The following is a 22,157-nucleotide window of genomic DNA, read 5'->3' as shown; positions in this document are numbered from 1 at the left end:
CATAAGCCTGAATAGTAAACTACCTATAGTGTGAAATTAGAAGTTTCGGAAGGGAATTTTTATGTCATCGACTTTAATTAGAGGTACGTTTATTTTAACGCTCGGCGTATTTATTTCAAAGTTTCTCGGTCTTTTTTTGTTATACCGTTTTACGCTTTACTGGGAAATGAAGTTGAACCGACTTCACTGTATTCCTATGGATATGTCCCTTACACGATCTTTTTGACGATTGCGACGGCAGGGGTGCCGCTGGCAGTGTCAAAATTCATCTCTAAATATAATGCTATGCAAGAGTATCATGTTGGAAGGAAGCTGTTCAAATCCGGTCTCGTGTTGATGACCCTTACAGGTATTGTCTCATTCCTGATCATGTATGCGTTTGCTCCTTTCTTTGCTGAAATCACCATACCAAGTAAAGAGCAGGTTATTACGGTTGAACAGGTTACAACGGTCATCAGGGCGGTCAGCTTTGCTTTGATCATTATCCCATTTATGAGCTTGATCAGGGGATTCTTTCAAGGACACAATTCCATGGGACCGACGGCTGTCTCCCAGGTAATTGAACAGATTGTCCGGATCGTCTTCCTCCTGGTCGGTGTCTATGTCGTCCTTTATGTGATCAAAGGAGATATGACTACCGCTATCAGCGTTGCAACTTTCGGTGCGTTTGTCGGGGGAGCCGCCAGTTTGATTTCCTTGATTTGGTACTGGTTCAAGAGAAAGCCCCGCTTTGATAGAATGCTGGAAGATGATAAAGGAACAGTGGACATTTCCTTGGTAGAAATCTATAAAGAGATCATTGCCTACTCGATTCCGTTTATCTTTGTCGGTATTGCGAATCCTTTGTTTCAGCTTGTCGATCAAATGACTTTCAACAGAGCGATGGGGGCAATCGGTAATGCGGATATAGCGGATACGGCTTTCGGTGTTTTGAACTTTGCTGCCCATAAGCTCGTTATCATCCCTGTTTCATTGGCTACGGCATTTTCTATGTCATTGCTGCCTTTGATCACTTCAGCTTTTACAAAAAACGAATACGGCAAGATGAACCGTCAGCTTGATCAGACCTTTCAGATTCTGTTATTCCTGACGATTCCGGCTGCGCTTGGAATCTCGTTGCTGGCAGAGCCAACGTATACGCTGTTCTACAGCCATAGTGACCTTGGAACAGAAGTGCTGCGAACATACGCCCCAGTAGCGATTTTGTTTGCATTGTTTGCTGTCACTGCAGCAATCCTTCAAGGCATAGACAAGCAAAAATATACGATACTTAGTTTGCTGGTCGGTTTGTTGGTAAAGCTGATACTGAATATTCCGTTGATTAAATTGATGGAAACACAAGGAGCAGTCCTTGCCACGACTATTGGCTATTTGGCAGCGACTGTCATCAACCTTATCGTGATTAAGATTTATGGAAATTATCAATACACTACCGTTTTCAGAAGAACGTTGCTGATTATCATGTTTAACGCAGTGATGGCTGCAGCGGTCATTGTCTTATATATGATTTTAGTTAACTTCCTCGATCCTTCAGCCAAAATGCAGGCCATTGCTCTCGTAGCGATTTGCGGAGGTGCCGGTGCGCTGATTTATTTCTATCTCAGCTTCAGATCCCGTCTTGCTGACAGGCTGTTCGGCGAAAGGGCGGCCAAGGTCAGAAGAAAGCTGAGGATGGGACAGTAAGAGAAGGCTTGTAAAAATGATGGACTATGCCGAATGAATTATTAATCATCGAACAAGCTATAAGAGTGGGGATTATAAACGATTTTTGGAAAAGTTATCTTTGTTTAAGGCTGTTTTCGTATAGATTGTGGCTTTCGGAAAAATCCCAAGAGCCGGATTTTTCCCCTGAATACTAATGTTTATCTCTCTTAACGTGGCGAGTAGCTCTTTTCTTTCTTGCTTACCAGGATATAAAGGTGAATTTTAGTGATGTTTTTCGAAATTTATATCAAATAGCAACAAAGTTTACGAAAAGAGCCTTGTTTAAAAATAATGGATTTCCGCTCCAGCCGCGCGACTCTACGGGGCGGGCGGTGAGCCTCCTCAGCTTCATAAAAAGCGGAAGCGGCCGATCAGCGACGTACAGATTTTAGGGCTCTCGCATGAGATAAATGAATCACGAAGAGTGCTAGCGATTCGATGATAACTTATCTATATAAAGTGGAAAGGCCCCGCTCAGCGGCGTACGGACTGGACTGACTCCGCATGAGATAAAGGAAACACAACGAACACAGTGAGTTGATGTTGACTTATCGCAAGGAGGAGGCAGGGAAGTCAGCTAGCCGTTGGGGCCATGCAGCTAGATTGGCAAGAAGAGAGACCGAAATCTGCTAGTCGTTGGCCGCTGGAGCTGGATTCGCCTGCGGGGTTACGTTCCAGTGGGTACGTAACCTTGGTCTCACCTGTCATTAAAAGTGGAAGCGCCTCGGTCAGCCCCGACAGGCAAATGTTCTCAAGAGAAAAAAAGGCGGTCTTTCCTTTTATTCTCTTGAGGTTATTTGACCCCGAGGGGCTAGGCGCTGGAACTAGACGACCGCTTGGCCCGCAGGAGATCGCGCGGCTTCCGCTCCAATCCCCTTAAGTAAAAGGAGAGAAAGGCAAACCACTCCAAACAATTTTTCAGAAATAAAGAGGCGGTCATAAAATAATCCGCCTCTTCGTTTTTATCTAAATTTAAATATGGCCTAATAACCCAACTGCCTTTGAATTCGGTCAACTTGGCGCTCCAACCGGTCAACCCTGCGGTCCAGGCGCTGATACTGCTTTTCGAGACGGTCCAGCCGGTTTTCAAAAGAACCAATTCCGCCGCCATAGCTTCCGTCATAGCCTCCGCCGTAACCGGGAGTCTGCGGGAATTGAGGCAGGGGAAGGAACAATCCGCCCTGTCCTTGCTGTCTAGGATACATACGTGCACACCTCGCATTATTTATGGCTCTTTTCGTAAACTTTGTTGCTATTTGACGCCAATTCTGAAAAAACAACCATAGTTCAGGGGAGTAACCTGGTAAACATGAAAAGAAAAGAGCTTCTCTCCCAGATTTGAGAGAAAACCCTTAGTACCAGGGGAAAAATCCGGCTCTTGGGTTTTTTCCGAAAAGCAACAATGTATGCGAAAACAGCCTTATTTATATATTCACTACAGCCTATGCGAAGCCTTTGAAAGGGTATAGGCCATTACCTACAGAATGGGAAGTGACAAAATTTGAGAATCGATAAATTGTTATCTAATATGGGATATGGAAGCAGAAAAGAAGTAAAAAACATTTAAAAGGCGGAGGTACCATTGTCAACGGCGAAGTGGTCAAGGATGCAAAGTTTCAGGTTGATCCTGAAAAAGATACGGTTACCGTCCATGGAGAAGAGGTCGTTTACAAAGAGTTCGTCTATCTTATGATGAACAAGCCGCCGGGTGTCCTGTCTGCCACGGAAGATGCTGAGGGAGAGACGGTCATTGATCTGCTCCAGATGGAGGATCAGATCTTCAATCCATTTCCTGTGGGAAGACTTGATAAAGACACAGAAGGCCTGTTGCTGATCACTAATGACGGTCAGCTTTCACACCAGCTGCTTTCACCGAAAAAGCATGTGCCCAAAACGTACTTTGCATTCATTGATGGAGAAGTGACAGAAGAAGATGTGGCTGCTTTTGCCAAAGGAGTTACGCTGGAGGATGGATACGAAACGAAACCGGGTGAACTTAACATCATCTCTTCCGGGCTCAGGTCAGAAATTCAATTAACGATCACCGAAGGAAAGTTCCATCAGGTGAAAAGGATGTTTGAAGCAGTGGGCAAACGGGTCATTTACTTGAAGAGGATGTCTATGGGACCGCTGCCGCTTGATGAAACTCTTGAGCTTGGGGAATACCGGGAACTGACGGATGAGGAAGTCGAGGAATTGAAGAACTTCAAGATAGAATAAGAAAAGAGCTGATGCGATCTAATCCGCGTCAGCTCTTTTTGTTGGTATCCATTTTAATGTTCATTTTTAGTATTGGTGTTCCCGCTAATCTATGTAGCTAGGAGGTCATTTTAACCTTCTTTTCCGTCGTTGTCCATTGGCCCCGTCCTGGACTTTCTACCAAGTCGTTGTAAGCCAATACATTCAGATCTCTTTGAATGGTGCGCGGAGTAATGCAGAACTCATCTACCAGGTCCTGTGTGGTAACAGTGCCATTCTTTTTAATAAAAATGTAGATTGATTTAATTCGAGTCAGCATTCGATTTGTTGAAGGTTTCAAAAAACCACTCCCTCATCTTTTTTCCCAAAGGCAAGCCTGCATATCAGCTTATAGAGATTCTACTCATCAAGGAATATATTCCGTTTGAGACAGCTCCTTTTTATTGGTTTTCCATAGATGTCGGAACACTTCTATTGTACCCCTCTTCACAAAGGAATTCTAGGTTAATGTCCAAATTTACAAAAAATTAAAACTTGAAGAAGGGTTGTTCCTTATAGTATATGTATACCCGTCAGAAAAATTAAAAAACAGAACTTTTTTTCCACTATGCCGTATATATCTAGTGGAGGGGAACTTATGACAATTTTAAAAGTAGATATAGAGCAGGGTGGATATGAAGCAGGAAAGTCTTTAATACATAATGTTGCTTTTTCAATTTCTTCTGGTAGTATTCTGGGAATGATCGGTTCCAATGGGGCTGGGAAGAGCACGACTATTAAAGGGATGCTGGGGCTGCTGCCGTTCATGGAAGGTGAAACGGACATTGCTGAGGGTGTCACGTATTCCTACATTCCTGAAAGGCCGATATATTATGATGAACTGACCCTATGGGAGCACATAGATTTTGTCGGAAGTGTGGAGAAAATTCCGCAGAATATTTACAAACAAAGAGGCGAAGAACTTCTTAAGAAATACAGGCTGTTTGACCACGCGCATCAGTTTCCTTCGACTTTTTCAAAAGGAATGCAGCAAAAAGGGATGATTGTGCTGGCATTATTGACAGAGCCTCAGCTCTTGATCATTGATGAGCCGTTCATCGGACTTGATCCGAATGCTACCAAATTGATGCTGAGATCTCTGGAAGAAGAGAGGAGCAGAGGTGCGGGAATCTTGATGTGTACGCATGTTCTCGACACAGCTCAAAGGATCTGCGATGAATTTGTCATCATAGACCAAGGGACGATGCTCTCTTCCGGACCTCTGGAAAAAGTTTTAAAGGAATGCGGTGCAGAGGGAGGAAGCCTCTATGATTGCATCCCTGATGAAGAGAGGGAAGGCAGTGAATAGTTTCCGGCTTTTCTCTCGAAGGTACCGAGATGGGTTCCAATTTCAATATAAAGCTTTCAAATCCGTCGCAGACTGGACCGTCATGCTCTATTTAATCATTCCATCACTGGTGATCGGCACGATGATTTACAGGTCGTGGTGGATAGACATTCCGGATTGGGTGGAACAGGTCCCATTTGAATTGTTCTATCTCATCCCATTTTTGTACATTCTTACAGGGTACTTCAGAACGTGCCTGCTGGAAGCCGACCAGGTATTTTTGGTAAAGCATCAAAGACTATTCCTCGGTGTGAAAAAATGGGGAATATTCAGCACTTATGCGGGCACATTTTTGTTAACCTTTGCAGTCGGGGGACTCCTGGCACCTTTTTGGCTGAACCACTATAGCATCAGTGTCTTTGCTTTTGTAGTTTATATGGTTTTCCTATTGAGTTCAAAATGGAGCCATATGGCGGTAAAAGGAGCGCTGGCAGGTAAAAAGAAAAGTTGGAAGAGGACGGGACTATTCCTTTTGGCTATCGTCGTTCAGCTGCAATTATGGGGAATTGCATACAGACTTATGGCTGCCGGTTTGGATGTCATCCTGCTGCTGGTCAATATCGGGTTGATTTTCTTCTCTCTCGTTCTGAATCGAAAGAGAATCTTCAGTGAAAATTCAATGAAAAGAAATCTGCACATCGAGGGAAATTTAAAGATGAAATGGATTTCACTCATCCTTCTCTTCTCGCAGCATGTGGAAAAACAACCGGTTTCTTCAGAACGAAGCAAGCCGCTGCTTTTCCCGAAATCACAGCGCATATTCAAGAGACAGACTCCAACCTTTGGATACCTTGAGTTGTTCACCAAGGTATTGATCCGGAACTTCACCTATAGTGCGACTTACACTCAGTCCATCGGAGTCCTTTCTTTTTCACAGATTGTACTTCCCGCGTTATGGCTGAAGCTTGGCGCAGCAGCTCTGGTGGCGCTGTCCATCTTCGCGTGGAACGAGTGGATTTGGGAGAAGCTGGTCACCAAGCATCCGATTGGAAGTAAATATAGTGAAAAAGCTGAGTTCATAAAAGTTCAAAGCATAACAAGGGCTCTGGCGTTCATTCCGTATTTCGCCATTCTGGCTATATCAATGCTGCATTATTTTGGTGTTTTTTAGGGAATTTCCTAAAAGAATTGTAGCTGTTGCCTGTTACTCACTGAGTGGAGTTTTGAGGGACACTATATTAGTAAATAATCGTGATAGTGTCCTTCATGAAGAAGTCGAGAGCCACTATAAGAGAGAAAAATCGAGATAGTGTCCCTCAGAGAGGTGTTGAGAGCCACTATAAGAGAAAGAAATTGTGATAGTGTCCCTCAGGGAGGTGTTGAGAGCCACTATAAGAGAAAGAAATTGTGATAGTGTCCTTCATGAAGAAGTCGAGAGCCACTATAAGAGAGAAAAATCGAGATAGTGTCCCTCAGAGAGGTGTTGAGAGCCACTATAAGAGAAAGAAATTGTGATAGTGTCCCTCAGGAAGATGTTGAGAGCCACTATGAGAGAAAAAATCGTGATAGTGTCCTTCATGAAGAAGTCTAGAGCCACTATAAGAGAGAAAAATCGTTATAGTGTCCCTCAGGAGAGTGTCGAGAGCCACTATAATAGAAAAAAATCGTGATAGTGTCCTTCAGGAAGGTGTCGAGAGTCACTATAAGAGAAAAAAATCGTGATAGTGTCCTTCAGGAAGATGTTGAGAGCCACTAAAAGAGAAAATGATCGTTATAGTGGCTCCGAGGCGAGTGTCGAGAGCCACAATAATTGAAAAAGATCGCATTAACCCCATCAACAATAATTTATGATCATTTGCATGAAGCCGCAGAACGTATAGAATAGAGAGTAGTCAACTCATTTTGGAAAAGGAGATTGCTTATGAATATTAATTGGATGGAAGAAGTAGAGAAACGTAAAAGTGACTTATTAAGAGACCTGCAGAAATTCCTGCAGATCAAAAGTATCCTTGATGAAGAGAATGCGACCGACGAAGCGCCTCTTGGGGAAGGGGTAAAAGAAGCTCTTACATATTTATTGAATCTTGGTGAAAAAGATGGTTTTACAGCTAAGAATGTTGATCACTTGGCAGGACATCTTGAATTCGGTCAAGGAGATGAATTGCTCGGAATCCTTTGCCACGTTGATGTGGTTCCTGAAGGAGATGGATGGAGTGTCGATCCGTTCGGAGGCGAAATTAAAGATGGCAAAATCTTTGCCCGGGGAGCGATGGATGATAAAGGACCGACGATTGCCGCTTACTATGCGATGAAGATCGTCAAGGAACTAGGTATCCCGCTCGATAAACGTGTCCGGATGATTATCGGAACAGATGAAGAAAGTGACTGGCGCTGTGTTGACCACTATTTTAAGGTGGAAGAAATGCCGACAATGGGATTTGCGCCAGATGCGGATTTTCCGATCATTTATGCTGAGAAAGGAATCGCGGATTATGACTTGGTTTCAAAGGTTTCTGGAAGCGGAGAAGACGCCGACTTCCGCGTACTTCAGTTTGAATCAGGCAGACGCTACAACATGGTTCCTGATTTTGCTAAGGCCAGGATTTCAGTCTAAACAGACCACTCCAGACTGGTGCAGGCCTACCATTCGTTCCTGAAAGAGCAAGACCTGCAAGGGAAGTACTATATGGAAAATGGCGATCTTTACCTTGAACTTGAAGGAGTATCTGCCCACGGAATGGAACCTGACAATGGAAAGAATGCCGGTCTTCTTCTGGCATGCTTCTTAAGTGGAAGTGAGATTGATTCCACTTCCAAGGAATACTTCAGCTTTGTCAAAAATCATTTCCATGGCGATTCAAGAGGCAGGAGCTTTGGAATCAATTATGAGGATGATATCACTGGCCCGCTGACCATCAACGTCGGCAAGCTGCGTTTTGACCATGAAAGCGGCGGATCACTAGGGTTAAATATGAGATACCCTGTTACCTTTAAAATGAAGGAAGCCAGAGAGACATTGGAAGCGCATGTGGAAAAGCACGGCTTCTCTATTGAAAACTCCTCTGATTCAGAGCCGCATCACGTGGACCAAGATCATGTTTTAATAAAAACCCTGCAAAAGGTTTACGAAGAGCAGACTGGTGATAAAGGGGAACTATTAAGCATCGGAGGCGGAACCTACGCCAGGTCATTGGAATCAGGTGTGGCCTTTGGTCCGTTATTCCCGGGAAGAGCTGATGTGGCTCACCAGAAAGATGAGCATATGTTTGTCGAAGACATTCTTAAAGCAACGGCAATTTATGCACAGGCAATCGCAGAGCTTGCCAAAAAATAGTTTCTAAAGGGAGAGAAGACATTGGATTATGTAATATTGGATGGCCAGATTCTTGAAAGAAACAAAGCAAAAGTCGATATCGAAGACAGGGGATATCAATTCGGGGACGGTATCTATGAAGTGATCCGTGTCTACAACTCAAAATTTTTTACTGCTGATGAGCACCTTGCACGCTTATTTCAAAGTGCAGAAAAAATCGGAATGACCCTTCCATACACATTGGCAGAACTGAAGAATCTCCTGGCTTCATTGGTCAAACGCAACAATATTAACGATGGAACGATTTATCTTCAGTTTTCCCGCGGTGTGGCAGCAAGGCAACATCACTACCCAGAAAAAGATGTGAAACCAGCTTTTACAGCCTACACAAAAGAAATCGAAAGACCAAAAGACAAGTTGGAAAAAGGCGTGCACGCAAAACTGGTGGAAGACGTCCGCTGGTTGAGATGCGATATCAAAAGCCTTAATCTCCTGGGGAACATCATGGCCAAGCAGGAAGCGGCTCAAAGTGGCTGCTTTGAAGCCATCCTCCACAGGGGCTCAACTGTCACAGAAGGATCATCATCCAACATGTTCATCGTAAAAGACGGGGTCATCAAAACGCACCCTGCAACAAACCTGATCCTTAACGGAATCACCCGCAGAGTGATCATGGAAATCTGTAAAGAGCAAAACATCACTATTAAAGAAGAGGAATTCAGCATCGAAGAGCTTATCGCCGCAGACGAAATCTTCCTCGCCAGCACCACTTCAGAAGTGATGCCGATCGTTAAAGTCACCGGAGAAAGCTTCGAAACCGAAGAGCCGGGAGAAGTAACTAGAAAACTGCAGGCAGGGTTTGAAGAGAGAATTGTTCAGCAGTGTGGGGAATAAGGAATACCAGATGAACAGCCTTTTAATAGGGCTGTTTTTTCGTTTTTTGGAAAGGGTTGTTCCGTTAAAGGGCCATTTAATGGCAGAGTATGTTGCACAGGTATTACAAAATAATGGAATATTATAGGTTCTTCTCTTATAAGGGGATTAAGGGAAATAAGATTATAAAACATTCCAGAAAAATCAGGTTATTTTGATGTGACTTTTTCATTTACAATTAGTACCTATTATCAAGGAGATTGCCTATACCTACATAGTTAATTATTAGAGAAAGTAATTTAAAGGATCAATAATTAAGCGTGTTTGCCGGATGGTTATTTATTCAAAGAAAATGGTGCAGCCTTTAAATTATAGGGTGGTGAAAATAACGTTTGGATGATGAAAGTTCTTATTAAAGCTAATATATTTGGATCGGGTAGGAGTAGACATTTAATAATTCTTTATTCAAGGTGTTTCTTTCTTTTCTAATCTTGTATTATTGCTTTTCTCTATGATACATCTCATCGATCTCTAATTTTGAAAGGAAGTCTAAAGGTCCTCCGATACCGTTTGGATCTTCATAGCTCATAATATTTATGTACTTTCTAAAGATGTAGGAACCATCACTGAGTTCTTCTACCCCAGCTCCTTTTGACAGTCTCTCTCCATTCTCCCCAAAAATCTCCTTCACAGAGTCTTTTTGGATTTTCGGATCAAAAGTTACTTGTAAGAGGTATCTTTTCATAGGGTCCGGTCTATCTAGAATCACAGCATCCAAAGTTTTATCAGCATTAACAGTGACTTCTTTTAAAACTATACTATCTCTTTGAGCGTCAACTCTATAATTTTGTATGTTGATCAAACTCGAATCAACTGGATATGGCCTTAAAGCTACCGTTAATATTGTATTGGGAGGGAAGGTAGTTGATTGCCTAATTGTAAGTTTATTTTTTTTATAAACACTTTTGAATCAAGATGAACCTTTTCGTTTGTTATTTGCTCAGTTAAGGGTTCTTCCAAAAAAACTATTCTACAACCACTTAACAGCAGAAGCATAGGGATAAATAAATAAACAATAATTAAGCTTTTTTTAATCCCCACTTTTAAACCCCCCCTGATCTTGTTTACATCATCTATAAGTTTAATTAGAAGAAACTGCTTTAAGATAAAAGCAGTTTCTTCATGGCAATAATTTTAAACCAACTCCATGTGATATAAAATTATAGTATTAGCTTATAATTATCTTAGCAGCCGCAACTTCCGACATATTCACCGCTACATTCGTAGCCAGTCATAGCATCTACTTTCTTAACACAAGTAGCTCTGTAGCTTTTATAAATTCTAAAACAATCTGAAGAGTCGCAACAATACTCTACATTTCTAGTAGTCGAGCAAACTGGTGCTTTTTGTGGTCCACTGGTCAATTTAGATAAGAATCCTGCCATTTTAAAACATCCCCTTTAAATAAGTATCATGGATAGTTGGTGTAAAATTACTATGCTGGCATATGAATTAACTGATATGGTATTGGAGTTTTTTTAGTAATTATTTGTTGGTTGTTTATATAATAAAAAGCAGGCAGGAACGGAATCTCATATTCAGCAAATACTTCCTTATCCCCTTGTAGTACCAGGAATTTATGATCATATAACCTTGAAAGTTTTTCGCATTGCTTGAGATCACTATCCCCACAAATTACAACAAAGTTTTTTTTGAATTTAAATCCTACTTCATAAATAAACTCCTCAAGGTTATTTTCACAATGAGTGCACTGAGCATCTACAAAGACGAGAATGAGACCATTTTTAACAAGATCTTTGAGGTTATGAAACTTACCATTAGTATCACTTAATTCAAAATTTTTTGCGGGAACTTTAATAAATTCTTCTTGGAGCAAATTTTCATTGGATAAACGAAACATAGTATATCTCTTCCTTTTTAAATTAAAAAATTAAAAAGAGAGGCAAAACCTGCTACAAATATACAAAAACCAACAATTAACTCCATCACTTTTAAACCAACCTCCTTGAAAACGTTTTCTTTTTTACAAATTAATGGTAATATTGATTTGTCAGAATGTCAACACTATTCCGAAAATGAACGAGAGGAGTTGATTGGTTGTCAATTGCAGTGAAAATTACAAAGAGTATTGGATACTCTTTTTCCTTAGCATGGAAAAACGCAAAGATAGAGTTGTCAATTTTGATTATTTTACAGGTGTTGTCTGGACTTGCCCCCCTTGCTTTACTATCAATTACACAATCATTAGTTAATAGTGTCGTTCAACTAATTACAGAAGGTAACAATCTAGAGGAAGTAATTTTATTGTTTCTAGCTCAAATCCTTATTGTCTATGCTTTATATGTGTTCCAACATATTAGTACGGTGCTAGATAAAAGAGTTAAAAATGCAATGGGGGAAGAGGTTAATTCTTCGATTTTTAGCAAGAGTAATGCAATTCCTTACATAAATTTTGAAAATCCTGAGACACAGAATTTCTTACAAAGGATAAGCAGTAGTCAGTCAAAACTATTGAATACCATATTTGAAAGCACGTCTCTGATCAAGAATATTATTTCAGTCTTATCAGTTCTAGCTTTTTTGCTAACCAAGCATTGGATTTTTATACTTGTATTATTTCTAGGTATGTTACCCCTTTTTATTGTGGAAATGGTATTTGGTAAAAAGAGGTTTGAACTGATTAAATTTCTAACACCGACCGGAAGATTAGAATCTTATATAACAGATTTACTGACGCAAAGAGATTCCATAAAAGAAATACGCTTGTTTTCCTTATCTGACTACTTAATGAAAAAATGGAGGTTCAACTACAGATCTTATGTTGAAGAAGAATTAAAGGTGACAATAAATAATTCGAAATTTAGTTTAATTGCAGAATTTTTTTTAGTACTGACCTACGCTATCTCAGGTGTTGTAGTCATTTTTTTTATTAATGTCGGTAGGTTCAAGGTCGGAAGCTTTGTTGCAATTCTTCAGGCCATACAATCAATTCAAGATTCATTAAGTGCAACTTCAAGAAATTTTTCGGCAATATATGAAAGTGCTCTGTACATTGAAGACTATAGAAAATTCTTGAATTTAGAAGAAGAATTGATAGAACAAAGAGGTGATCACAATCATATTAAAAATATAGAATCAATTGAGGTGAAAAACCTGAGCTTTACCTATCCGGGATTTCGAGAGCCAGTACTTAGGAACATTACTTTCAATATTTCAAAGGGTAAGAAAATTGCTATTGTAGGTTCAAATGGATCCGGTAAGACAACATTAATAAAGTGTTTAACAGGTCTTTTTGCTGCAAGTGAGGGACAAATATTAGTCAATAACAAGAATATAAAGACTATAGACAAGAAAGATTACCTAAGAAATGTTTCGGTATTGTTTCAAGACTTCCAAAAATACAATTTTTCAGTTAGAGAAAATATCGGGTTTGGCAATATCGATAAGTTAAATGATTTAAGTGAAATAATAAAACCATCACAAGTAACAGGCATACATAGTTTCATCAATCAACTTGATAATAAGTATGATTTAATTCTAGGGCGGTTATTTTCAGGCGGCCAAGATTTATCTGGGGGACAGTGGCAAAAAATCGCCTTAGCAAGATGTCTTTTAAGGTCGGGAGATTTTATAATCCTCGATGAACCAACTTCAAGCCTTGATCCAATTTCTGAGGTGAACATCATTAAGAACTTACTCGAAAATACTCCAGATCAATCTTTAATATTGGTCACACATAGGATGAGTTTTACACACCTATTGGATGAAATCATTGTTTTAAAAGATGGAGAAATTATAGAGAGAGGAAGTCATTTAGAATTAATGGAACAAGAAGGAGAATACTATAATCTCTATAATGCCCAGTCAAAATTAAATCCAAGGAAAGGAGTTCTAATCTAATGTTATATTTAATGATCATCTTGAAGTATATGTTAGGATTATTATTTTTCCTTACTGCCATTGATAAAATCATAAATTGGAGTAAACATCTTACAACTATAAAAATGTATAGCCTTATACCATCAATTTTAAACAAACCTGCTTTGATTTTCTTTTTATTAATTGAATCCTTTATTAGTGTTAATTTCCTTTTATTTACTAATAATAGAATAGCAGCACTATCACTAATAATTCTTGTTTTCATATATTCAACCGCTGTTACTTTAAATTTAGCAAGAAAAAATACGGATTTCAGTTGTGGTTGTGGAAGTGTTTTAGAGAGTGAGAAACTCCACTGGGGGCTAGTACTAAGAAATCTAATTATCATCTTGTCTGGAGTAATTATATTTTATGGAACTATTTCAGAGCAGCTTCCTTTCACGGCCAAATTTAGTCTTATATTTATATGTGGTTCTACATTACTATTTTTTTCAATTGGAAAAATACTTTTATTACTAAATAAGAAGAGAGACCAAATAATGAAAACTGTAAAAATATTTGAGGAGGAGAGTGCTTAAGTGAATACACTATACAATGTCTCATTACTAGCGGTAACTATTATTGTTATCTTTCAAACAGTTGTTATATTCTATCTAGCTCGATATATAGGAGAGTTCATGTCGAAGATTGAAAGTATTAATGGTATAAAGGTAGGGTCACTTCAGGAAGGACAAACAGTTCCAAATTTCAGAGAATTGGATAGTCAAGGTAGAAAGGTTGTTTCTAAGGATTTCTTTAATAAAAGATCAATCTTATTATTCGTCAATACAAATTGTGCTACATGCAAGGAGGTAATCCCAGAAATTGACAGAATTATAAATACTTACAAAATACAAGTTTTAGTGATAAATACTGATGAAAATCATGATGACGTTATAATAAGAAAGAACTTGGGTGACCGGGTATCTTATATGCGATCAAATAAAATCACTCAACTTTATTCTATTACAAAAGTTCCATATGCCCTTATCATAGAGGAGAATGAAGTTAAGGCAGCAGGTGAGTTGAAAAATAAGGGAAGCTTATGGAATTTGTTAATTAATGAAAATCGTTTGGTTTCATAACTTATTTAGGACTTATGAGTCTCTTTCTGCTGGAAGAGACTTTATTATTACATGGGTGTGATTATTTGATTACTATACCGATAGCCAAAGGTTAGGTTCAGTTCGTGAACTTACTATTAATAATTCTTAATTTCAAATATCTTTCGATAAGAAATAGGGGGAGTCATGAAAACCATTAAGAGTGGATTTATATATACGGTGCTTGTCTTCTTTGGATTTTTTTTAATAAGTAGTGTGAGTTCAATTCTCAAATACGACCATGAACTAGTAATTCACTTAGATAACTATTTATTAACGTTAAAAACTACCCTTCAGCAAATGTTTGATATTACCTCACTTCAACTAAAGTGGGAGGACAGCGGTAAATACTATCCAATAAAGGATGTATTTGCTGATTCATATTTTTATTCGTTTTTTATCCTGTTGTTAGCATTTATACTCTCGATAACTGTTTCAATTGTTTTAACTTATATGATTATGGTACTACCGAAAAAAATTAATCGCTTTGTGACTCGGATCCTTGATTTGCTTGATGCTTTACCTGATGTGTTTATTGTGGTGCTGCTTCAGCTCTTAATTATTTGGCTTTATAAGAAAACTGGTTATCTACTATTTGATATATATACTCTCGGAGAGGATAGGATTTACTTTCTACCGGTAGTATGTTTAGCTATCTTACCAATCACTTACTTAATGAAGAACTTTATTTTTCAATTGAAAGAAGAAGAGGTTAAACCGTATATAGAGTTTTCATATTCCAAAGGGTTTTCAAAGTTCTATACGCTTTGGGTTCACCTGTTTCGCAACGTGTGGATTCATTTCTTTTATCATTCAAAACCGGTCTTTTTATTAATGCTATCTAACTTGTTAATCATAGAACTCCTTTTTAATATAAACGGATTCATGAAAGCGTTGTTGTTAGCATCAACAACATCTCCACCTGCTTTCTTAATAGGAATGTTGATGATAGTTCTACCGTTCTTTTTGTTATATACTCTTGGATCTTTATTTTTAAAGTTTTGGTTAAAGGAGGGGACAACAATTGAATAATCAAGCTAAACTGGGGATAGCTATCCCTCTGTTCATTATTGCACTCATGCTAGTAGCCAGTTTCTTACTACCATACATATATCCAGATTTTAATAGTAATACTTCTGATTATATGAAAGATTCTAGTGGCAAGATAATAGCTGCTCCTCCATATAACCCTCGAGAGATGCCGCCAATGGGTAGTGACAAATTGGGAAGGAACGTGGCCATTTTACTAATTGTTGGAGCAAAGTACACTATTTTAGCTGCTATTGGGATAGCATTTCTAAGAATGTTATTCGGCTTCTTTTTTGGACTGGTTTATACTTTTTTATCCCAAAAAGTAGTGAAACATGTAAAGGCCATGGCAGAAGTCTTTCAGTTTATTCCGCTTGTTATTATAGTTTATGCACTTCTTTTTTATGTAGATAAAGCATTCCAATTAAATTCACTTGGAACTACAAATTATTTGTTCATTCAAATGCTAGTAATCTCCATTGTAATCGTACCCTCACTGGGCATTTATATTGGTGAAGAGATGAAGATATTTATGCATAACGAATTTATTCAGGTATCAAAAACAATAGGCGGAACTAAGAGACATCTCATTACTGCCCATCTTTGGCCACAATTTCGTCGCCATTCAGTTGTGCTTTTTTCAGAACAAATTTCTCAGACACTCGCATTATTAATCCAACTGGGTATTATATATATCACCCTTGGTGGACTAAAAATTATTAATTTTGGTATTGGAGGAACAGAACCAGAATACTTTACAGCCACAAATGAATGGGCGGCTATGATTAGTATCAATTTAAATCAAATATTTGTGAATCCTTGGCTTGTGGTTAGTCCACTCATCTTTTTTGCAATGCTTATCTTTTTCATAAATACAATCAGCACCAACTTAAAAGTGCTACTCCTGGATTCCGAACAAAGCGGGAAAATATCTAAGCCATCAGACGGTGGTGATAGAGAGGCACCATCATTCTCAATGCAGGAGAGGTTCGATTTAGTTAATCAAGGAAAGAGAAGTGGGTAGAAAGAGTAGAATAAAACAGGTCTGATTTTTCCAAAGAGGTTAATTATTTTACTCCTTCTAGTGATTTTTAAAAAAATTGAAAGGAAGTAGAATTTACAGTATTGGATTATTTTGTTAAAAGGGCTATTGCGGAAGATTGAACTGTTGATCTCCCGCTTTTTCTTTGTTCAATTGAAAAGTTTAAGATTTTTTAAGAAAGGGGCTTGGTTAAGTAAACAGAAGATAATCCTTGGATATTTTTCCTAGGGATTAGTCTTTCTTTATTGGGTATAAATATGTTCATTTTAGGAGAATCTCCTCCTCTCCTCTAATAATCTATATTGTTAGAGGTATTGTAATGATGTTAACTACACAGAACTAGATATAGTATCTTCTAATTATCTTATGTATCTAGAAGGTAACGAGTAATTCCTTCTTGATGTATTTTCATTAGTAATAAGAAAAAGAACCTTACTGAACAAACGGGGGCGTTTGCTGAACAAGCAGCCGCCCTGTTGTGTGACTATCGGGTAGCATTGAATGAAGGAAAGGGTGTTTAAGTTGATTACTTTTGAAACTAACGAAATAAATAAGTGGAAGATTGAATTAGAAATTATGAATTCAAACTCTTCCTATAATCAGATGTCTAAAAATAAAAGCACTATTAACTACGATGATATCCTTTCTGAATATAAAGAATCCAAGAAGTTAAATACTACTCGACTGCTAATCAAGCAGGGTGATAATTATATAGGATTAGTGGATTATTGTATAAATAATCCTTCAGATAATACTCCTTGGATAAGTTTATTTGTAATTCATAAGCAATTTCAAGGGGGAGGAAATTCACTTGGAGTATTTCAACAATTAGAAGACATTATTAGAAAAGAAGGAAAGAAAAATTACGATTGGCAGTCCATAAGGAGAATGAGAAAGGAACTTTGTTTTGGACGAGGCTAGGTTTTAATAAATTCAAAGAAGTAATTTTTGAAGGAAAACCACACTATTGCTTAGAAAAGAATTTATAAAAATTTTTGTTCAACAATCGGGGGGCGCTAATGTAAGATCAGTGGCCATAAAGGTGTTCCTACAAAAAGGAACACTTATTTAATAGCTTTGTATAAACCATCTTCCGAATGGGCATACTAGAACCAAAGTTTACTTGGTTGGCAGCCTTGTAGGAGATGATGACGTGATGAGACTGTCTGAAGCCTGGGAAAAGTATCAGTTAGATAAGAAGATTGAAGGCTATTCTCCGCTAACATTGAAAGCTTATTGTTTTCAATACACTCTTCTGTTAAAACACTTTGGTGATATCAGCATAAAGGACTTCACAACCGACGAATTGAAGAGTTATCTAATTCATTCAGGAGACCATTTAAAACCGGCGAGCTTGGGGCATCGTGTCCGTTGCATCAGATCCCTTTTTAAGTGGATTCATGATGAGGGGCATCTTCCATACAATCCGGCTGCTAAGTTAAAGGAACCGAAGATAGGGAAAAGAATCCCAAAGTTCCTCACGGATCTTGAAATCGAACACTTAAGGGAGGCTTGCGAGAGCTCCTTGGAAAATGCCTTGTTTGAAATTTTTTATTCGACGGGTTGTCGGATAGGGGAAATTGTCAAGCTAAACCGGGAAGACATAAACTTCTCAGCGAACTCTGTGATTGTTCATGGAAAAGGTGACAAAGAGAGGGAAGTGTATTTTAATACTCGCTGCTCCCTTTGGTTGAAACGATACTTGGATGAACGTGACGATCAAGAGGATTGCCTATTTATAACAGAGAGAAAGCCCAAACACCGAATGAGTATTGATATGATTCGATACATTATAAAACGAGTTTCAAAAAGAGCAGGTATAAAGAAGAGTATTCACCCTCATCAATTAAGACATAGCTATGCTACTCATCTAATTAATAACGGTGCTCCTCTGGAAGTGATCCAAAGCCTTCTGGGGCATGAGAAAAGTGAAACGACAAAGATTTATGCTCAACTTAGTGGAAAGCTACGCCAGGACTTCTACTGTAAATATTTTTAACATTTCAGAGCTTCAACCCTTAGTGGGTATGAGGCTCTTTCTTCTTGTTTCGGGCCATTTAATGGAAAAGCTTTCTGGGAAAAGTATCCTTTTACTGCTATTTTATGATAAGATTTAGTTGTCTGGAAATTCCCTTGTGATTTTTAGTTCAATAATTTATACAGGAGGTAGATATTATGAAAGACAAAAAAATAGTAGAAAAAAATACAACGGGGAAATTGCCTAACTAATTTATTTATAACCAAGCATTTCCCCCAATCTGAAAGGGTAAAATCATTTGAACCAAGCACTAATTGTTATTGATGTACAACAAGAATTAATAGAAGGAAGTCAGGAAACAAGAGCTGTGTTTAACAAATCCAAGTTGATTTCAAATGTTAATATGGTTATTGAAAAGGCTAAATTATTTGATATTCCTGTTATTTTTGTAAGAGACACGGATATTGCACAAGGTCAAGGTGAAGGGTTTCAAATTCATGAACGAATTAATGTGCCAGCAGAATCTAAAATCTTCGACAAAGCTGCTACGAATTCTTTCCATGGAACAGAGCTACTAAGTCACCTAAGATCTCTTCAAATCAAACATCTGGTAATCATGGGATGTGCAACAGAACATTGTATTGACAGTGCAGTTAGAACTGCCACTATAAGTGGGTTCGATGTCACACTAGTTGGGGATGGCCATTCTACGACAGACAATGAGGTACTAAGCGCTGAACAAATTATCAAGCATCATAATCACACACTACATGGACATTACAATGTTGAACACTTTTCAATTGTACGAAGTTCTGAAGAAGAATTATTCAATCCTACTCATAATTCATATAGATAAAGTCGTATGAAAATAGCAATCGTCTTACGAACAGCTCCCAATTTCTTAGTAGGAAATTGGGATGTTCTTTTTATAAGAGTATCCAGAAGGGGGAGTTTTAAATTGAATGGAAACAATAATGCCTTAATAATTATAGATGTTCAAGACGCATTTAATGATCCCAAGTGGGGAGAACGAAACAATCTCAATGCAGAAGAAAATATTGGTCAAATACTAACAGCTTGGAGAAAAAAAGGCTGGAATGTTATTCATGTTCAGCACAAGTCTGAAAATCCTTCTTCTGTTTTTTACCCAAAAAATGAAGGCTTCCAGATAAAAGAGGTGGCCAAACCATTTGAAGGAGAAGTCGTTATGACCAAAACAGTTAACAGTAGTTTTATCGGAACAAATCTAGAAGAATATCTTCATGCTGCCAACATCGAAACAGTGGTAATAGTAGGTTTAACTACTCCTCATTGTGTCTCTACTACCACAAGAATGAGTGGAAATTTAGGTTTTGATACTTATTTAATTTCAGATGCCACTGCAGCCTTTGGGATGAATGACCAAGTTGGTAATTATTTTGGACCTGAGATTATTCATAATACAACTTTAGCTACTTTGAATGAAGAATTTGCTACTATTTTAAACACAGAACAATTGATAAAAACTATTAATGAACTATGATTAAACTTGATTTATTGAACTGCTTTAACCTATTCTATAGATTTTGAAGATTAGTCAATTATCTTAGCTGTAGCCTTGTTCAATTATTGGGCAGGATACTTTAACAAAGCATTGGAATTTCCTTATGGTTTGGAGGTGAAAAAAATGAGTCTGTCATTTTTAGGTTTTCTTAGTATTATGTGTGGTTTCTTAGTTATGTTAAATAAAAATAAATTTCATTGGTTAGTTGCGCCAATGGGGTTTAAAAATAACTCCAAAATTGCTATTGGCTTTTATTTAATCCTTGGTACTGGATTATTGATTAGTGGTGTTGTCAATATTCCGTACATTAATCACTTTGTTTTACCTGCCATAGTTTTAGCACTTTCTTTATTCACAATCTTGGTAATATACTCTAAAAAGACTAATGATACAAGTTTATAACATAAAAACTAAAATTAACCACATACCTAATACAACTAATATCTTATTAAAGAAACGGGGGCGTTTGCTGAATAAGCAGCCGCCCTGTTATGTGAGTATCGGGTAGCATTGGTTAACATTGTAAGAAGGAAAGGGTGTTTAACGTGATTACTTTTGAAACTAACGAAATAAATAAATGGAAGATTGAATTAGAAATTATGAATTCAAACTCTTCCTATAATCAGATGTCTAAAAATAAAAGCACTATTAACTACGATGATATCCTTTCTGAATATGAAGAATCCAAGAAGTTAAATACGACTCGACTGCTAATCAAGCAGGGGAATAATTACATAGGATTAGTGGATTATTGTATAAATAATCCCTCAGATAATTCTCCTTGGATTAGTTTATTTGTAATTCATAAGCAATTTCAAGGGGAAGGAAATTCACTTGGAGTATTTCAACAATTAGAAGACCTTATTAGAAAAGAAGGAAAGAAAAAATTACGATTGGCAGTCCATAAGGGGAATGAGAAAGGGATTTTGTTTTGGACCAGGTTAGGTTTTAATAAGTTTAAAGAAGTAATTTTCGAAGGAAAACCACACTATTGTTTAGAAAAGAATTTATAATGTCTTGTTCAACAATCGGGGGCGTTTGCTGAATAAGCAGCCGCCCTCTGTTCAAGTAAAGGGCAGGTTTTAATAAGCAGGATATTTAAATAAGTGTTTACCTTCTTAGTAATGAATACAGTATTACTAAGAAGGGGGTTGTCTCAGTGAAAAAGAATAGGTTTTTGTTTGCAACTATTATAGGGACTGTTGGTTCTTTAATGGGGCTATATATATGGAAAGACTATATACCAAAATCAACTGGAGACACTATTGAAGATTGGATATGGATATTAAGATTGAAATACGTTATTTTTCTTTATATACCAAGTTGCATAGCTTTAGTTGCAGTAGTTTTTCGTAAAACTCATCTAATGCTATTAGCCTTTTTGATTAGTGTACCCTTAGTAAAGTATATTGGAATTAAACCCCTTATTATCCCTGATACTCTACCATTAGTTTACTATCCTCTTGTATGTTACCTTATTTCAACCATTTTGATGATAAATGTTTCAAATAAAAACCTTAATCCTTCTTTAAGTAACAGGTGCTTATCCAGAACAGGGTAAGCTCTTTTTTTAATTTAAGTTTTCCTTGAGTAAGTTGCTCGGATTTGAAATAATTGGTACTAAGTTAAAGGGCAGGTTAATTGTGCGAAATGTTTCTACTACAGCTGAGAGTGGTTACACATTACTCAGGTAAAAGGTAGACAATTCCTTATGGAATTGAAGGATTATATCGAAGAATCAAATGAAGAGGTAACGCTTGGAAGGGTTCTCTCTTAGTCGATTAGCACTGGATTTAGTAAGAAAGATAGTGTTAAGAGCTCGGTGAAAAGGCGTAAGAATTTACCGTATCAGCTAAAATGAGCTGACGAAAGCCTACCCGCGGGGGTGGTGTAAATCATGATGCTTGGGTTGATTGAATATGGTGAGAATGCTTAAATGACCTAAAGAAAAGGTTAAGCTGACAAACTTCTGGATGTACGGGTCTATACCTGCGATACATAGAAATGTGTATATCACCAAATTGTGAGGTTAGATATGGGTGAGTAAGATTAATTAATATTAAAATCCATGATACGTTACAGGCGTATGAATGCTAACAGGCTTACA

Annotated in this window: 20 protein-coding genes and 3 pseudogenes; 18 read left to right on the top strand and 5 right to left on the bottom strand. The window is 37.8% G+C overall.

From position 1 onward, the window contains the following. The first annotated feature begins 61 nt into the window (after window positions 1-61). A pseudogene (locus B9Z54_RS03800) lies at window positions 62-1,683 on the top strand (putative polysaccharide biosynthesis protein). A 1,004-nt stretch (window positions 1,684-2,687) separates the two neighbouring features. On the opposite strand, the gene B9Z54_RS03790 reads toward B9Z54_RS03800, so the two are convergent. Then, on the bottom strand, window positions 2,688-2,909 hold the full coding sequence (locus B9Z54_RS03790) for a hypothetical protein (protein WP_113927181.1): 222 nt from the start codon (window positions 2,907-2,909) through the stop codon (window positions 2,688-2,690). 296 nt (window positions 2,910-3,205) lie between these two features. Here B9Z54_RS03790 and B9Z54_RS03785 point away from each other — a divergent pair. After that, window positions 3,206-3,924, top strand: a pseudogene (locus B9Z54_RS03785) (pseudouridine synthase). A gap of 97 nt (window positions 3,925-4,021) precedes the next feature. On the opposite strand, the gene B9Z54_RS03780 reads toward B9Z54_RS03785, so the two are convergent. After that, entirely contained in the window at window positions 4,022-4,243 is a 222-nt protein-coding gene (locus B9Z54_RS03780) for a DeoR family transcriptional regulator (protein WP_113927180.1), read from the bottom strand. A gap of 297 nt (window positions 4,244-4,540) precedes the next feature. Here B9Z54_RS03780 and B9Z54_RS03775 point away from each other — a divergent pair, with 297 nt between their 5' ends. The 4 genes and pseudogenes from B9Z54_RS03775 to dat all read left to right on the top strand — a co-directional run bounded on the left by B9Z54_RS03775 (window position 4,541) and on the right by dat (window position 9,437). Then, window positions 4,541-5,251, top strand: coding sequence for an ABC transporter ATP-binding protein (locus B9Z54_RS03775; RefSeq protein ID WP_113927179.1), 711 nt, complete (start codon window positions 4,541-4,543; stop codon window positions 5,249-5,251). Then, the gene (locus B9Z54_RS03770; protein WP_113927178.1) at window positions 5,211-6,401 is read left to right on the top strand and encodes an ABC transporter permease; all 1,191 of its coding nucleotides are present in this window, start codon (window positions 5,211-5,213) and stop codon (window positions 6,399-6,401) included. The genes B9Z54_RS03775 and B9Z54_RS03770 overlap by 41 nt, the downstream gene beginning before the upstream one ends. A gap of 750 nt (window positions 6,402-7,151) precedes the next feature. Continuing rightward, window positions 7,152-8,564: pseudogene (gene pepV / locus B9Z54_RS03765) on the top strand (dipeptidase PepV). A gap of 21 nt (window positions 8,565-8,585) precedes the next feature. Then, window positions 8,586-9,437, top strand: a complete 852-nt coding sequence (dat, locus tag B9Z54_RS03760) for a D-amino-acid transaminase (protein WP_113927177.1) — start codon at window positions 8,586-8,588, stop codon at window positions 9,435-9,437. A 475-nt stretch (window positions 9,438-9,912) separates the two neighbouring features. Here dat and B9Z54_RS03755 read toward each other — a convergent pair whose 3' ends face one another. The 3 genes from B9Z54_RS03755 to B9Z54_RS03745 form a co-directional block, all read right to left on the bottom strand. Beyond that, on the bottom strand, window positions 9,913-10,278 hold the full coding sequence (locus tag B9Z54_RS03755) for a hypothetical protein (protein ID WP_113927176.1): 366 nt from the start codon (window positions 10,276-10,278) through the stop codon (window positions 9,913-9,915). 35 nt (window positions 10,279-10,313) lie between these two features. Then, window positions 10,314-10,517, bottom strand: a complete 204-nt coding sequence (locus tag B9Z54_RS03750; protein WP_113927175.1) for a hypothetical protein — start codon at window positions 10,515-10,517, stop codon at window positions 10,314-10,316. Between the two features lie 394 nt (window positions 10,518-10,911). Further along, the gene (locus B9Z54_RS03745; RefSeq protein ID WP_113927174.1) at window positions 10,912-11,337 is read right to left on the bottom strand and encodes a peroxiredoxin family protein; all 426 of its coding nucleotides are present in this window, start codon (window positions 11,335-11,337) and stop codon (window positions 10,912-10,914) included. Window positions 11,338-11,534: 197 nt separating this feature from the next. On the opposite strand from B9Z54_RS03745, the gene B9Z54_RS03740 reads away from it, so the two are divergent. The 12 genes from B9Z54_RS03740 to B9Z54_RS03685 all read left to right on the top strand — a co-directional run bounded on the left by B9Z54_RS03740 (window position 11,535) and on the right by B9Z54_RS03685 (window position 21,611). After that, entirely contained in the window at window positions 11,535-13,337 is a 1,803-nt protein-coding gene (locus tag B9Z54_RS03740) for an ABC transporter ATP-binding protein (RefSeq protein WP_113927173.1), read from the top strand. Further along, on the top strand, window positions 13,337-13,894 hold the full coding sequence (locus tag B9Z54_RS03735) for a MauE/DoxX family redox-associated membrane protein (RefSeq protein WP_113927172.1): 558 nt from the start codon (window positions 13,337-13,339) through the stop codon (window positions 13,892-13,894). Before B9Z54_RS03740 ends, B9Z54_RS03735 begins: the two co-directional genes overlap by 1 nt. Continuing rightward, window positions 13,895-14,440, top strand: coding sequence for a TlpA family protein disulfide reductase (locus B9Z54_RS03730; protein WP_113927171.1), 546 nt, complete (start codon window positions 13,895-13,897; stop codon window positions 14,438-14,440). A gap of 165 nt (window positions 14,441-14,605) precedes the next feature. Next, window positions 14,606-15,490, top strand: a complete 885-nt coding sequence (locus B9Z54_RS03725) for an ABC transporter permease subunit (protein WP_113927170.1) — start codon at window positions 14,606-14,608, stop codon at window positions 15,488-15,490. Further along, window positions 15,483-16,511 (top strand): hypothetical protein, encoded by a 1,029-nt coding sequence (locus B9Z54_RS03720; protein ID WP_113927169.1) that lies wholly within the window; start codon window positions 15,483-15,485, stop codon window positions 16,509-16,511. The genes B9Z54_RS03725 and B9Z54_RS03720 overlap by 8 nt, the downstream gene beginning before the upstream one ends. 540 nt (window positions 16,512-17,051) lie before the next feature. Next, complete coding sequence (locus tag B9Z54_RS03715) at window positions 17,052-17,450, top strand: GNAT family N-acetyltransferase (RefSeq protein ID WP_162785082.1); 399 nt, start codon at window positions 17,052-17,054, stop codon at window positions 17,448-17,450. Window positions 17,451-17,685: 235 nt separating this feature from the next. Then, window positions 17,686-18,528 (top strand): site-specific tyrosine recombinase/integron integrase, encoded by an 843-nt coding sequence (xerA, locus tag B9Z54_RS03710; protein WP_113927167.1) that lies wholly within the window; start codon window positions 17,686-17,688, stop codon window positions 18,526-18,528. 277 nt (window positions 18,529-18,805) lie between these two features. Then, a complete protein-coding gene (locus B9Z54_RS03705; RefSeq protein ID WP_113927166.1) occupies window positions 18,806-19,363 on the top strand; it encodes a cysteine hydrolase family protein in 558 nt (185 codons plus the stop codon). A gap of 102 nt (window positions 19,364-19,465) precedes the next feature. Beyond that, a complete protein-coding gene (locus B9Z54_RS03700) occupies window positions 19,466-20,029 on the top strand; it encodes a cysteine hydrolase family protein (RefSeq protein WP_240189790.1) in 564 nt (187 codons plus the stop codon). Window positions 20,030-20,173: 144 nt separating this feature from the next. After that, complete coding sequence (locus B9Z54_RS03695; RefSeq protein WP_113927164.1) at window positions 20,174-20,452, top strand: hypothetical protein; 279 nt, start codon at window positions 20,174-20,176, stop codon at window positions 20,450-20,452. Window positions 20,453-20,595: 143 nt separating this feature from the next. Beyond that, a complete protein-coding gene (locus B9Z54_RS03690) occupies window positions 20,596-21,063 on the top strand; it encodes a GNAT family N-acetyltransferase (protein ID WP_162785081.1) in 468 nt (155 codons plus the stop codon). Window positions 21,064-21,209: 146 nt separating this feature from the next. Further along, window positions 21,210-21,611, top strand: coding sequence for a hypothetical protein (locus tag B9Z54_RS03685; protein WP_113927162.1), 402 nt, complete (start codon window positions 21,210-21,212; stop codon window positions 21,609-21,611). Window positions 21,612-22,157: the final 546 nt, after the last annotated feature.

Origin of the sequence: Bacillus sp. P14.5, from assembly GCF_003316765.1 — a bacterium.
Classification (GTDB): domain Bacteria; phylum Bacillota; class Bacilli; order Bacillales; family Bacillaceae_B; genus Rossellomorea.
Note: the sequence above shows the minus strand (reverse complement) of the source record. Positions and strands in the feature narration are given on the sequence as shown.